Annotated in this window: 16 protein-coding genes and 1 tRNA gene; 2 read left to right on the top strand and 15 right to left on the bottom strand. The window is 35.1% G+C overall.

Translation table 11 applies throughout. The annotated features are described in order from the left end of the window. Positions 1–6: 6 nt before the first annotated feature. The 10 genes from H0Z29_09765 to H0Z29_09720 all read right to left on the bottom strand — a co-directional run bounded on the left by H0Z29_09765 (position 7) and on the right by H0Z29_09720 (position 8,304). Entirely contained in the window at positions 7–1,305 is a 1,299-nt protein-coding gene (locus H0Z29_09765) for a tetratricopeptide repeat protein (GenBank protein MBO8131782.1), read from the bottom strand. A 28-nt stretch (positions 1,306–1,333) separates the two neighbouring features. Next, positions 1,334–1,415 (bottom strand) — tRNA-Leu (locus tag H0Z29_09760). 20 nt (positions 1,416–1,435) lie between these two features. After that, entirely contained in the window at positions 1,436–1,789 is a 354-nt protein-coding gene (gene secG, locus H0Z29_09755; protein MBO8131781.1) for a preprotein translocase subunit SecG, read from the bottom strand. Between the two features lie 7 nt (positions 1,790–1,796). Continuing rightward, complete coding sequence (locus tag H0Z29_09750; GenBank protein MBO8131780.1) at positions 1,797–2,564, bottom strand: triose-phosphate isomerase; 768 nt, start codon at positions 2,562–2,564, stop codon at positions 1,797–1,799. A 3-nt stretch (positions 2,565–2,567) separates the two neighbouring features. Beyond that, on the bottom strand, positions 2,568–3,767 hold the full coding sequence (locus H0Z29_09745) for a phosphoglycerate kinase (protein ID MBO8131779.1): 1,200 nt from the start codon (positions 3,765–3,767) through the stop codon (positions 2,568–2,570). A 750-nt stretch (positions 3,768–4,517) separates the two neighbouring features. Continuing rightward, on the bottom strand, positions 4,518–5,276 hold the full coding sequence (locus H0Z29_09740; protein MBO8131778.1) for a tail fiber domain-containing protein: 759 nt from the start codon (positions 5,274–5,276) through the stop codon (positions 4,518–4,520). 247 nt (positions 5,277–5,523) lie between these two features. Continuing rightward, positions 5,524–6,783, bottom strand: coding sequence for a T9SS type A sorting domain-containing protein (locus H0Z29_09735; protein ID MBO8131777.1), 1,260 nt, complete (start codon positions 6,781–6,783; stop codon positions 5,524–5,526). Positions 6,784–6,828: 45 nt separating this feature from the next. Further along, positions 6,829–7,128, bottom strand: a complete 300-nt coding sequence (locus H0Z29_09730) for a hypothetical protein (GenBank protein MBO8131776.1) — start codon at positions 7,126–7,128, stop codon at positions 6,829–6,831. A 62-nt stretch (positions 7,129–7,190) separates the two neighbouring features. Continuing rightward, a complete protein-coding gene (locus H0Z29_09725; protein MBO8131775.1) occupies positions 7,191–7,670 on the bottom strand; it encodes a hypothetical protein in 480 nt (159 codons plus the stop codon). A 166-nt stretch (positions 7,671–7,836) separates the two neighbouring features. Beyond that, the gene (locus H0Z29_09720) at positions 7,837–8,304 is read right to left on the bottom strand and encodes a hypothetical protein (GenBank protein ID MBO8131774.1); all 468 of its coding nucleotides are present in this window, start codon (positions 8,302–8,304) and stop codon (positions 7,837–7,839) included. A gap of 309 nt (positions 8,305–8,613) precedes the next feature. On the opposite strand from H0Z29_09720, the gene H0Z29_09715 reads away from it, so the two are divergent. Together H0Z29_09715 and H0Z29_09710 are read left to right on the top strand one after the other, a co-directional pair. Beyond that, positions 8,614–9,507 (top strand): transposase, encoded by an 894-nt coding sequence (locus H0Z29_09715; GenBank protein ID MBO8131773.1) that lies wholly within the window; start codon positions 8,614–8,616, stop codon positions 9,505–9,507. Then, a complete protein-coding gene (locus H0Z29_09710; GenBank protein MBO8131772.1) occupies positions 9,476–9,742 on the top strand; it encodes an IS110 family transposase in 267 nt (88 codons plus the stop codon). The genes H0Z29_09715 and H0Z29_09710 overlap by 32 nt, the downstream gene beginning before the upstream one ends. Here the strand turns inward: H0Z29_09710 and H0Z29_09705 are convergent. The 5 genes from H0Z29_09705 to H0Z29_09685 form a co-directional block, all read right to left on the bottom strand. Further along, the gene (locus tag H0Z29_09705) at positions 9,691–9,921 is read right to left on the bottom strand and encodes a hypothetical protein (GenBank protein ID MBO8131771.1); all 231 of its coding nucleotides are present in this window, start codon (positions 9,919–9,921) and stop codon (positions 9,691–9,693) included. The genes H0Z29_09710 and H0Z29_09705 overlap by 52 nt on opposite strands. 255 nt (positions 9,922–10,176) lie before the next feature. Then, positions 10,177–10,593 (bottom strand): hypothetical protein, encoded by a 417-nt coding sequence (locus H0Z29_09700; protein ID MBO8131770.1) that lies wholly within the window; start codon positions 10,591–10,593, stop codon positions 10,177–10,179. A gap of 118 nt (positions 10,594–10,711) precedes the next feature. Continuing rightward, complete coding sequence (locus H0Z29_09695; protein MBO8131769.1) at positions 10,712–11,404, bottom strand: tail fiber domain-containing protein; 693 nt, start codon at positions 11,402–11,404, stop codon at positions 10,712–10,714. Positions 11,405–11,690: 286 nt separating this feature from the next. Further along, a complete protein-coding gene (locus H0Z29_09690; GenBank protein ID MBO8131768.1) occupies positions 11,691–11,876 on the bottom strand; it encodes a hypothetical protein in 186 nt (61 codons plus the stop codon). Between the two features lie 221 nt (positions 11,877–12,097). Further along, entirely contained in the window at positions 12,098–12,955 is an 858-nt protein-coding gene (locus H0Z29_09685) for a transposase (GenBank protein MBO8131767.1), read from the bottom strand. Between the last annotated feature and the right edge of the window lie 143 nt (positions 12,956–13,098).

Genomic DNA, 13,098 nt, shown 5'->3' with positions numbered 1-13,098 from the left:
GTTTAATCACTTCAGCCTTTGCAGTTCGTACTCGGCGTATTTTTTGTATCTTGGATCTCTTGCAGCCATCAGAAATGCCTGCTTTGCTGCGCTTTTATTCCCTAGCGCCTTCTCCGCTAATCCAAGCTCGATTAGTGCTGGAGCCCATCGTGGTTTTATCTGTAAAGCTCTATTTACAGTTTCCTTTGCTTTCTCAGGTAAGCCTAAGAAATTGTAAGCCTGAGCTAATCTAAGCCAGCTACCATTATCTCTTGGATCAAGTTCAACAGCTTTTTTTAAATATTTTATTGATTCTTCATACTTCTTCTGTTCATTTAGTATAGCTCCAATATTCTCATATATATTTGCATCATTTTTTTCATGTTTTAATGCTTCAAAATAATATTTCAATGCTTCATCTAAATTCCTCATTTTATAATATACAATTCCCAGATTTTTTAATGCATCCACATATTCCGGATCGATTTCCAAAGCCATTTTAAAAGACTCTATTGCTTTTTGATACTCACCTTTATAATAATGTGCTTTACCTTTTACCAAGTAAGCCTTTGGATACTCTTTGTTTAGCTCAATTGCTTTATGGATGTATTTAAAGGTGGAGTCATAATCTTTTATTAACAAATAAACGACACTGGTTAAATAATATGCAAGATAATCGTCAGGTTTTAGACTAATTGCATTTTTAAACTTCTCTATCGCACCTCTGTAATCCCTACTTTTTTGCAGCTGATTACCTTCGTATAGTAATTGCTTTACTATTGCATTGTAGTTATCAAGATATTTTTTTTCGTCAGGCTTGAGCTCAAGAGCTTTCGTAAAGTAGACTTTTGCTTCCTTATACTTACCAAGTTTAACATAAACTCTTGCCAGTAAATAATATGAATCAGCAAAATTTGGATTTAACTTTATTATCTCTAAATAAATTTTCTCTGCTTCCTCATATTTGGCATTATTATATAACCTGGATGCTTCTGCAAGTTTTGAAATAAAATTTGACATATTCTCTCTTTCCTTACGGAATTCCTGATTTGCCGGATCTAGGGAGATTGCTTTATCTATATAATTTCTGGCACTATCCAATTCTCCCAGATTAAAATATATCTTACTTAAAAGAAAGATAGCTGCAGGATAATCTGGCTCTAATTTAATTAACGCCCGACATTTTTCAAGAGACTCTGCATATTTCCCCGCTTTATAAAGATCATATGCTTCCATCAACGGGTCAGAAGATACCTGAGCAAATAAATTTGTAATCATTAAAATAAAAGATATAATTATTAAAAATTTAAAACTCCTAGAAATCATATCTTTCCCCTTTAATTTAAATACTTTGTGCCGAAGGCGGGACTCGAACCCGCACGGGTTTCCCCACACGCCCCTCAAACGTGCGTGTCTACCAGTTCCACCACTTCGGCAAATTTTGTTATATAATTTATTACTTCTCATTATCCTGTATTGGTGTTTGCACCTGTGGTAAACTACCCTCTGGAACAGGAAGAGTAGCACTTGGGATAGCTCCTTTCTCAGCCTGTTTTTTTATTATACTCTCGGCTTGACCCCTGGGAGCGGAAAGTAGTGCAATAATTATCGTTACAATAAAAAATGCAACTGTTAAACTTGTCGTAACCTTTGATAGGAACGTTGCTGCCTCTCTACCTCCAAAAATTGCACTTGAACCCAGACCACCAAAAGTTCCTGAAAGACCACCACCCTTACTTGCTTGCATTAACACTGAGATTACCAATAGTATACAAATAAGAACGTGTAAAATTATTAAAAATGTATACATACCTACCTCAAGATATCATTTCATTTACTGTTAAAATTATACTTAAAAATGAATCGATTTTCAAACTAGCACCACCTATCAAAAAACCATCTACATCATCTTTTTCAAAAAGTTCCCTACAATTTTCAGGTTTCACACTGCCGCCATATAGTATCGGTGTTGATTCAGCGACTTCATCAGTATAATTTTCTTTTAATAATGATCTTACAAAAATATGGGCATCAGATGCCTGCTCAGGGGTGGCATTTATACCAGTGCCAATTGCCCAAACAGGCTCATAAGCAATTATACAGTCCTTTACCTGCTCATCAGAAACATTTGAAAAGGCGGATTCAAATTGTCTTTTTAACACTTCTTCAGTCTTACCTGCCTGCCTCTCTTCAAGCTTCTCTCCTATACAAATAACTGGCTTTAACCCATTTTCAAGAGCAGTAGCAACTTTTTTGGAAATAATTCCATCAGATTCCATAAAAATATGTCTTCTTTCTGAATGACCTAATATAACATACTCACAACCACAAGATTTAATCATATCTGCAGAGATTTCACCTGTAAAAGCTCCAGATTTTTCAAAATGCATGTTCTGGGCTCCATGTTTTATTTTATTCTTGTCAATGTTCACATTAACAGCATATAGGGAAGTGAATGGCGGAAAAATGAGCACTTCAGGTTTAATCTGCGTGGAAATTTTCTCCTGTAAAGTTTTGACAAAATCGACAGATTCATCTATTGTTTTATTCATTTTCCAGTTCCCGGCAACAATTATATTCCTCATGTCTCATTCCCTTTCTAATAATTTGATTGGAATTAACTCCTCTCCAGCTAATAACTCAAGTGATGCTCCACCACCTGTTGAAACATGCGTGAATTTATCAGCAAGTCCAAATTTTTTAACTGCAGAAGCAGTATCTCCCCCACCAAGAATTGTAATTACTCCCTTTTCTGTAACCTCAGCAACCTTCCTTGCTACCGATTCTGTACCTGTAGAGAATTTTTCAATTTCGAATACGCCCAATGGACCATTCCAAAGAATAGTTTTACTCTTTTCAATAATCTCATTAAAAGTAGCAACTGTCTCTGGACCAATATCTACACCCATTTTATCAGAAGGAATATTTTTAAAATTAATAACTTCGATATCAGCATCCGAAGACATTTCAGAAACTACAACTACATCCGTCGGTAATATCAATTCACATCCTAAGTTCTTAGCTTTTTCCATTGTGCTTTTTGCTAAATCAATTTTATCCTCTTCAAGAAGTGATTTTCCAATTTCATATCCCAATGCTTTTAAAAATGTATAGCTCATTCCACCGCCGATCAATAAATACTTTACCTTTCCAATAAGTCTTTCAATTATCTCTATCTTACCTGATACCTTTGCGCCACCGAGTATGGCTGTGTATGGTTGCTCAGGATTTTCAAGATAATCTTTTAGATATTTTAACTCTTTTTCCAGTAAGTAACCTGCGGCTTTTACTTCCAACAACTCTGCAACACCCGCTGTAGAAGCATGAGCTCTATGAGCAGTAGCAAAAGCATCATTTACATAGACATCACCCAGTTCAGCAAGTTTTTTTGCAAACTCTGGATCATTCTTCTCTTCCCCTTTGTAAAACCTCACATTTTCTAATAGTAAAACCTCACCAGGTTTAAGAGTATCTACAGCCTTTTTAACTTCATCACCAATGCAATCTTCGACAAAATAAACTTTTGTTCCCTGTAACAATTCCTGCAATCTTTTTGCAACTGGTTTTAAGCTCAATTCAGGTTTTCTTTCTCCTTTAGGTCTACCAAGATGAGACATTAAAATTACTTTTCCACCGTCACTAATCAGCTTTTTAATTGTGGGCAAAGCAGCTCTGATACGGTAATCATCAGTTATATTTTGTTTTTCATCAAGTGGTACATTAAAGTCAACTCTGACCAAAACTCTCTTGTCTTTTACACTAATATCATCTACTGTTAACCTCGCCATAACACACTCCTTATTTAGCCCACAATTTTAAATACTATTCAATATTTTTACAAGCCAAAATTTAGAGCAAATGGGAAAGTTCATGCACATGGTGGTACAATAGGATTGATTAAATTAAGGGTAATGAGTGATGAGAGCATAGCCCGAGGAAAGGCTATGCTCTGTGAGATTTTTGGAAAGAGAATCAAAGATAAGTAGAAAAGACATAACCTATCCCGATTAGGGATCCTACGGATAGTATCATAGCAAATAACAACCTAAAAGACAGAATAACATTATACGATTTCTAAAGGAAATAAGATTAAAACCTTTAGAGGTAATACAGATCTCTCCCGATTAGGGATCCTACGGACATATTACCCCAATACTAATGTCGATGTAGAATCCTCTCACAGATTAATCGAAGACGAATTCTACTGCATAGAATCATTCAGCTCAGTAAAAGATTTCCTTGTTAAAGCTTCATCCTACCAATTATATTTCGATTTCCTGAGAAAAAATTCATATAAAAAATTTAAAACCCCGGTAAATATCCTGAAAGATTATAAAATATCCCAAAGTATCGCATTTATGTCTCCTCTCCCGAATAGGGATTCTACGAATAATAGTCGATAAATTATTCGGCAAAAATCCATTATCCTCCCCAATTAACCTTAAATTTGGTCCGTACCATAATGTGCCTGAACATCCCGATATAAAAGAATTATAAGAATTTTCGTACATGAACTTCCTTAGTATTACAAAACAGTTTTAGTAATTACCTCCCGTTGACATTTGTTTTTCCAGCTTTTCAATCCTTTTCTGCAATTCTTGTAATGCAGCCAATAAGGCTACCGTTAATTCCTGGTAATTAATTGCTTTGGTATTTACAATTTCCGACTCTTCATTTACCTCTCCATTCTCATCTTCGATGGGTTGTGGAACGTCAATCACAACTTCAGGAAATATCTTTTCCACTTCATGGGCTATGAGCCCCATATGATATCCTCTTTTTGCATTTAAAGCCGGGAGACCTTTTTCACGTAGTTCCGATTCACTCAAAAACTGAAAACGTACAGGTTTTAATTGTTCAATCTTAGAAAGTATTTCTTTCTTATTCAGTGGTTTTATATTTTTCTTCATTCGCTCATCAGAGGATTGATAAGAACCGGTGGTATAGACATTTCCTGCAAAATAACCAGCCCAATTAATTGCACCTCCCGACGCATAGCCGTATATTCCATAATTAATATATCCATTAGAGCAAGTAGCTTTACCATATACTCCTCGATTTACAATCGTTCCCGATTCTCCAACACTAAGGACATATAGACCCGCAATAGAGCTAGCTCCATTATAATTATTGATACGTAGTCGATATGATAAGGAAGGAGAAGTGCCTATTGCAGCAAACCCGTTAACAGTTACATTTCCACCAAAAGTTGCATGACCGGAACTATTAATTGTAATTTGTGCTAAAGCAAACGAAGAGAAGAAAAATGCAAAACAAAGAATAATTTTCTTAAACATCGTAACCTCCTCATATTTATTGAAAATTAAAATTAGAACACCTTAATAAACATATTTGCAATATTTACTCATTCCTATAATCCATAATAATATCTTTATCTATGACCAGACTTATACCTAACCAATTTTTAAACATCTCGAAAATCCTAAGCAAACTGGTAAAACTACCAATTAAATAACATCTTCCTAGGTTAATTGTAATCGATAGTTAGAGTCATTCCGATTCAAACAAATAATAAAAATCTACTCATTTTATTAAAACCATTTTATATGATTTGGTAAAGTTACCAGCAACCATTCTGTAGATATAGATACCACTCGGAACAGGATTACCGTAACTATCGGTACCATTCCAAGTAACCGATTGATATCCTGCTGGTTGAGTTTCATTTACAATAGTTATTATTTCTTTGCCTAAAATATCATAAATCTTTATGGTAACTTTTGTTTTCTCTTTCAACGTATATTTTAAAGTAGTAGTTGAATTAAATGGATTTGGATAATTTTTAGATAGGATATAGTATGCCGGTAGATTATTTTGAAAAGTTTGGGCACTGTCCTTATTTGTTTCTTCATTACCATTACTTTTATTGGGATATGAGGCGAACTTTGCTAATCCATCCCCGAGTGACGGATCAACGTATGCATAGAATTTACCACCTAATTCAACTGTAAAACCAGGCTGTAAGGTTATTTCATTATCATCGCACATTTTAACATCAGCACCACTTTTGATAATGATCATGTTTTTACTGTTTTTGATTTCGCAGCATTGTAAATATCCACTGCTTCCGTTCTCGAATACAATACCATACCATTTAACTGAATCAGGTTTAAAAATGATAGGATTTAAAGAAGTACCTTTTGCGTTAAGCACACCATTGACAGTAAGTTTTATTGTGGGATTAAAATTGACTACAATGTCAGGTAAAATGGTTAAAGTAATACCTGAATTTACAGTTACATTGCCAACAACTAATACATCTGTAGCCCATACTTCATCACAAATAATGGAATCTGAAATTATTTGTATCATAGTAATAAGTGAACTTAGCATTGGATCGTTTTCGACGATTGTGAATGCCCGATCGAATTGTTCATTAGTAAAATGTGTCATACAATAGGGAGGTGTATATGACATTATATTTCCAACATCTGGATTAAATTGAGATGGCCCTGTATATTGACAGGAAGCATTAACATTACCAGATAAACATGGGTCAGCAGGGGTATCACAAACTAGGTCACCACAAATATCGCAATTAGACCCATCGATTTCTTCAGCACAATTAGCAAAATCTCCGCATCCTCGACCGCTATGAGTATGATACAAACCTAAACAATGTCCCATTTCGTGAGACAAAACTGATGTTCCTGCATAATTCCCCCCAATAACCAATGCCAGACCAGGAATTCCTGAAGCTCTACCGTAAGATATACCGCTTCTTAAAAAGTAAATATCTATTGCATTAGAATGAGCATTCTCTTGGATAAGATTGTCAAACAATTCATTAGTAAAGTTGTAATACCTATCATTAAAGATCGAATCTTGTCACATTTTATAAAAATAGATGTTACCTACCATAAAATCCCCTTTCATTACACATAATGAATTTTCTATTTGCTGATCAGTTAATCCTCCGGTGCTGTCAGAACGAAAAATAACATGTACATAAATATTGATCGTAACACTATCAATTGTTGGTTGATATGATGTGATTCCAAGTTTAGTCAAAATATCCACATCAGGTGCAACAGTTTCACAAACCCATTCTTCTTGAGCCAATACTCGTTGATTTATCAGAGTCGGAAAAATAAGTATAACTATTGTGATAAAGTTTTTTAGAAACATTTTCTATTCCTCCTCTAATCATATTAGTTATGAATTTCTAAAAAAGTAGTCTTTAATTAATTCTATTCTACTCGATAAAAATATTCAATTGGACCGTCTACATGAGATGTACTAATGATAAGAGTATCGCTATTTACATGGAAGAAAGCTGTTGTCCAATCATCAATAGTTAGCTGGCCTTCAGCTTCATTGCTATCAATTTGAAAATACTGAACTTCATAAGGATACATATATATTAATGAATCATTCCGAAAAATCTTTACAATCTTCTCTTCTAAGAAAACTCTTTTCTCAGTATAACCCACCGATTCGGGAGAAAAAATTGAATCTGAAGGCCAATAGAGCTTACTATAGCACCATTCCCAACTACCAATTATTAGGTCCTTTTTTTTCTCATTAGTCTCAGAGGGACTGGAACAACTGGCAAGCAAAAAAATAGAGAAAATAATTAATAAAAAAGCAATTTTTATCTTCGTTGCTACATAATACCTATTGGGCACAAAAGGAATTGGATACAATTTTATAATTTTTAGAGAGTACATATGTCTAGCTCCTTTCTTAGAATAATGGTAAAATATTACAATTCTGAATTTGTCCGTTTTTTTAGATATCCCAAATTAACGGATAAGCAGTCTTTAAGCTGGAAAATTATATTTTTTAAATTATGAGAATTAAGTATCAAATGAGCTCTTATCCGTTAATTGGGTATTATTTATAAATAATTATCTCTGCCGAATAATCACTTGCAGTGTACAAACTATCCTTATGTGGATATGGTAATACATTTATTAATGATATGGTGTAATTATTAATTGTTGTATCTTTTCTAAAACTATAATGTGTATTTAATGTAAATCCAATTTTTTCTATTATTTTAAAAATAAATAACAGTTCAGCATTTCCTTCCCATTTGCACCAGTAGCCTATAGGGCATCGAGAATCTGTCATCAATGAGTCAAAAGTAATCCAAATATTTTCATCATAATTAAACAAAGTATCTTTATACATAATCGTTAAAGTATCATTAAAAATTAAATTGCTATTACCTGGAGAAATAATAGTGCTTTCGTTATTTTTACAATTTAAAATACTTAAAATTATAATTAGACATATGAATATCAACCTTGCGAATATTCCAAACCTTCGCAAATTTTTGCTTTTTTTAAAAGAAGTCATTTTTTTACCTCCCTCGTATATTATGTTTGATATTTTATAGAAAGAACCAGGAAAGTACTTGTCCCAAAAGGGATTCTTCGAAAAAAATATAGGGGTTCTGGTGAGATTAGATAGGAGGAGTTGATAGATGTTATGCTTTTCCTCCTTGCGGCTTTGTCCGCTTGATAAAGTTTGCAGCTCTGGTCTCCATCCAAACTGCTTACCCCATTTTGCAGCTCCTTTCTTGGGATGTCTGCTCATTATGCGAGGCTGCTCTGGATGGAGACAACCAGAGCCCCTAATCTTTAATATTTTTTCCGGAGGTGTATTATGATCCTTTATGCCGGTATCGATCCCTCTTCCAGATCTCTCACTCTCGCTGTCGTTGACTCTAAAGGTGAAATTATCTTTAAACCAAAAAACTTCTCTAACTCTCCCTCCGGTGCTGATGAAATTGAAAATACCCTTCCCTCTCTTTGCTCTTCCTTCAATGCCTCTGAGATTCTTGTCCGTAGGATCTCTTTGATAGGTATAGAATCTACTTCCTTCTATGACTGGCATATCGCCAATTCCATCGCTTCTTCTTCTACCCTCTCTCAATTCTCTATTCGTGTATTCCGACTTTCTCCATACAAAATCTATCGCTTCAGAAAATCTACCAGAGAGGTCAATAAAAACGATTCTAATGATGCTATCTCTATCGCTGACTATCTCAGACTTGATCGCTCCCTGCCTCATCCACATGTCCCCGCTGACCCCTATATGCCTCTCAGACAACTCTGTAGATATCATTGCCATCTCGTTAATACTATCGCCTCTCAAACCAATGTCCTTCTTAATCACCTCTTCCTCCAACATTTAGCTCTTGTCCAGAACAAAGCTTTCAAACCTCTTACCTCCGCTACATCCTTCTCCTTCTTCGAAGAATTCCTTACCCCTGAAGATGTGGCTTCTACTACTCCAGAAGAACTTGTATCTTTCCTGGTTAAAAACAGCAAAAACAGATTCCCAGACCCTCATAAAATTGCTCAAACTCTTAAAGCTGTTTCCAGAGAATCTTACCGCATTAGACCCGAACTCGCTTCTTCTAACCATTTTATTATTGCTCAACTTATCCACAACATCAGAACACTTAAACAATCTCTTAAACAGGTTAATAAGGCTATAAAAGAAGAACTTAAAGCTTTCCCTAATACCCCTTACCTCCATCCCAGGTATCGGTGAAATCTATGCCGCTGGTATCATCTCTGAAATTGGCGATATCTCTTCTTTCTCCTCTAACGACCAGATTGCTAAACTTGCTGGGCTTGTCTGGCCTGAACATCAATCCGCTTCCTTCAAAAAATTCGAAGAATCCCTTTCGGGAGAGGAAACCAGATTCCTTAGGAGTTCCAATAAGTACCTCTCTCAAAGAGATCCTTCGGAAGAACTTGGCTTATTGAAGCTGCTAACTCCGTAAGACGTTTTGATCCCGTCTTCGGTAGATACTACAGAAGAAAATTTACCGAAACCTCTACCAACAAACACAAACGTGCTCTCATCCTCACCGCTAGAAAATTGGTTAGGGTTATTTTCTCTCTCCTTACAAAGAAAATCCTTTATCAAACTCTCTATACCTAAAACTGTGATCTTTCTCATTGACATATTACCCCATTACTTATAATCAATTTAACGTCCTTTATTTTACTAAATATAACATTGAATCCCTCGAGCATTTTAAAGGTATTGTCCGCACCCCATCAATTGCATCGTTCCTTGTTATTAAGCATAAAAGAATCCACTTACAATTTTTTAAACCCCAAAATCTTCAAAAGACCAGAAGCTGCGTATAGAAGCCAGGTGCAATAAGAAACAGCAGGAGAGAAGAAAACAATAGAATTGCAGACTGGTTTATCAATCATACTGAGGAAGATTTGGAGGTTTATAAAATTTGTATTTTATTTTTGCCGCACTTGAGTCATAAGTGACGCCGATAATGAGCGTGTCCTGCACGGTAAATGTAGTGTCCGCTTCAGTTACGTCAATAAGAACACGTAGGTGGTGACTACCAGCCAATATTTCTGGAGCAATGATTGCTGCCAGACTAGTAATATAATTTGTAGTGACTGTTCCATCAAAAACCCGTTTTTCATCAATTTCAAAATAGATATGAGTATCATTGAAATGATGTTGAAGATGAATTTCGAATTTCTCTGCTAATTTTCTATCTTTCGTTATTTCATCTTCAGTATTGGTTGGTCGTTCGCAGCTTAAATAAAAATATAGTGCTAAAAGTAGTAGCGTAAACAATTTCAGTGTTTTTATCATCATGGTTACCTCCTACTCTACTTATTAAGGAAAATCTTCAATGTCAAACTCTAATTCTATAAACTGACCTTTTGTCACACCCTACCCCTTATAAAAATTGCAGGCCCTAAATCAACACACCTTACTTCCCCATCTCCTTTTTCAATTCCTCAATCTGTTGCTGCTGTTCTTGGATTGCATGCACCAAAATAGGAATTAATTGAGAATATTTAATTACTTTATAAGTCACTACTTCTGGCTCACCTTCATCCTTTTTTTCTGGATCAATAACAACATGTTGATGTTCTACAACAAGATCAGGGAATACTTCTTCTAACTCTTGAGCGATAAAGCCGTATCGTTTCCCTTTAGCAAAATTTATATCTTTAACCTTTTTATATTTAAAAGTTTTAGCCTTTAATTTCATTACATTAGGAAGAACAGAATCTAAAACTTTCACATCTTCTTTAATACCAAAATCAGATCCACCTTCTATTAATTCTCCAGTGACATAAACATTTCCAACGAAATATCCAGCATAATTTTTGTTGCTTGCATACCTTGCAGTAGCATATATACCATAAGCGGAATTGCCATAAATAGCATTAGTATATATTCCATAATTATAGTAAGCGTTATATCCAATTCCACATGCATATATTCCAAAACTTCCGTAACCAGCATAGTTATTTTTAATATGAAGCTTGGCCGGTAATAAGATATTTTCTGTTCCAATACCAACATTTCCATTTGTAATTATCTTCAGTTGGGCCAAGGATATTTGGGCTGTCAGTGCTGCGATTATCAGCACGCCTAAAAAAAGTTTACCTTTCATGGTTCTGCCCCCTATGGTTTAGTTTTGAAATATTGCTTTTGTGTAACGCCACTCACCAATCACCAATTTCAGGAATGGTTAAGATCGTCATCCATAAGTACCTGGGAGACGAAGGATTACTGGCTTCATGATGCTATCCCCTTTCCTGAGGTTATTATTATGATTTGTAGGGAAAATTGTTCCAGTAATTTTCAATCAACATCTTGATACTATTTTCAATTTAAATATACAAAAAAAACCTACTTCGTCAAGAAAAAAATGGCAATGCAATAGAATTCTGTTGAAATTAGCAAACATAGATAAAGGTACCCCTGTTTAGTTCTGTTTTATGGTATGGTTTTGCAAAAACTTCTCTATATGCATTCATTCCCTTAAGGAATAGAAGCAAGATTTTATCCACCTGTTTTTCATCAATCCAACCGGGGTATCTCCTTAGAAATTCGCGTAAATGTCTGAAAAACCCTTCCGCCATATTAACAGTTCTTAACCTATGTCGATACTCGAAAGGGAAATCATAGTAATGGAAGAGATTTTCTTCATGTAAAGCGAATGTTTTATCTCAAAAGAGATCCTTCGGACTTATGAATGGCACCATCTTTCCCCATTTCTTCAAAAACTCGAGATATCTATCATAGCACTTCTCAAGAGAGATCCTTCGGACATCCAGATCATAAGCATTTCCCAAAGGGAGTCTTAGACGAAAATTTCCCAAAACTGGTTATAGAAACAATCTTTAATCTTAGGTGGTAGATGAGAGACCTGTTTCATCAATGTCTGAGATAGATGCCAGAGGCAGTATTGAAAGTTAGAACCGGGATAAACAAATTTTCCTGCTTCTGGAAGGCCTCTAGCTCCATCTCCTACTATTATCTTTACTTTCTCCAGTCCTCGCTTCTTTAAGCGGCTTAGTAATACTCCATAACTATTAAATGATTCCTTCTCAGCTAATTCCCAATCCAATAGATGAATCTTACCCTCTCTATCAACACCAAGAGCTACCAGTATAACTCCCTTTTTCTTCTTTATCCTGATATGACCCCAGATACCATCCAGAATCAGACCTTCAATGTCAGGAGGAAGAGGACCATTACGTATCTTATCTATCTCTTCCTCAACAACTTTTATGAACCTGGAAAAGGTAGCATAACTAACCACATCCTTTAACCTTGATTTAAACCAAACAGTTATCTTACGAGTACTCATGTTTAAGGCATGAGCGAGAATAACATCATTAATGAAATCAGTTGTGTAATGAACATACCTATCTATAAACAGTCGTATCTCTTTATCCTTATCTCGCATCCTGGGTATCCTTACATTACTTATATTACCCAGAGGAGTTGTAATATACTTCCTGATAGTATACCCCCAGCGTTTGATCCTAGAAAACCTCTGGTAAGGTTTATTACCGATAATTCTGTCCCTCTGCTCAATGAGAGCCTTCTCAAGATTATCTTTGAGGATTGAGATTAATTTTGGCTTGATCTTAGAAAATACTTGCATAATGAAATGACTTAATGTTAGATTTTCTTTTAGAAATTTAGGGTTCATGGGTACCTCCTTTCAATAGTTGATTGGGGGTACCTTTCTTATTTTTATTCAAAATTTCAACAGAAAATTTAACAGACCCAAAATAACGACATGAAGAAGATGCTTCTATTTGTTAATATACTTTTTTTCTGTTGCCTCCAGGG

It is taken from the genome of Candidatus Neomarinimicrobiota bacterium, assembly GCA_017656425.1.
Lineage (GTDB): Bacteria > Fidelibacterota > UBA2242 > UBA2242 > B5-G15 > JACDNV01.
This window is presented reverse-complemented; position numbering and strand designations above follow the sequence as displayed.

Coding starts and splice junctions, on each gene's coding strand:
- H0Z29_09765 (MBO8131782.1), bottom strand. CDS start 1,305: ATGATTTCTAGGAGTTTTAAATTTTTAATAATTATATCTTTTATTTTA.
- secG (MBO8131781.1), bottom strand. CDS start 1,789: ATGTATACATTTTTAATAATTTTACACGTTCTTATTTGTATACTATTG.
- H0Z29_09750 (MBO8131780.1), bottom strand. CDS start 2,564: ATGAGGAATATAATTGTTGCCGGGAACTGGAAAATGAATAAAACAATA.
- H0Z29_09745 (MBO8131779.1), bottom strand. CDS start 3,767: ATGGCGAGGTTAACAGTAGATGATATTAGTGTAAAAGACAAGAGAGTT.
- H0Z29_09740 (MBO8131778.1), bottom strand. CDS start 5,276: ATGTTTAAGAAAATTATTCTTTGTTTTGCATTTTTCTTCTCTTCGTTT.
- H0Z29_09730 (MBO8131776.1), bottom strand. CDS start 7,128: ATGTTTCTAAAAAACTTTATCACAATAGTTATACTTATTTTTCCGACT.
- H0Z29_09725 (MBO8131775.1), bottom strand. CDS start 7,670: ATGTACTCTCTAAAAATTATAAAATTGTATCCAATTCCTTTTGTGCCC.
- H0Z29_09720 (MBO8131774.1), bottom strand. CDS start 8,304: ATGACTTCTTTTAAAAAAAGCAAAAATTTGCGAAGGTTTGGAATATTC.
- H0Z29_09715 (MBO8131773.1), top strand. CDS start 8,614: ATGATCCTTTATGCCGGTATCGATCCCTCTTCCAGATCTCTCACTCTC.
- H0Z29_09705 (MBO8131771.1), bottom strand. CDS start 9,921: ATGAGAAAGATCACAGTTTTAGGTATAGAGAGTTTGATAAAGGATTTT.
- H0Z29_09700 (MBO8131770.1), bottom strand. CDS start 10,593: ATGATGATAAAAACACTGAAATTGTTTACGCTACTACTTTTAGCACTA.
- H0Z29_09695 (MBO8131769.1), bottom strand. CDS start 11,404: ATGAAAGGTAAACTTTTTTTAGGCGTGCTGATAATCGCAGCACTGACA.
- H0Z29_09690 (MBO8131768.1), bottom strand. CDS start 11,876: ATGGCGGAAGGGTTTTTCAGACATTTACGCGAATTTCTAAGGAGATAC.
- H0Z29_09685 (MBO8131767.1), bottom strand. CDS start 12,955: ATGAACCCTAAATTTCTAAAAGAAAATCTAACATTAAGTCATTTCATT.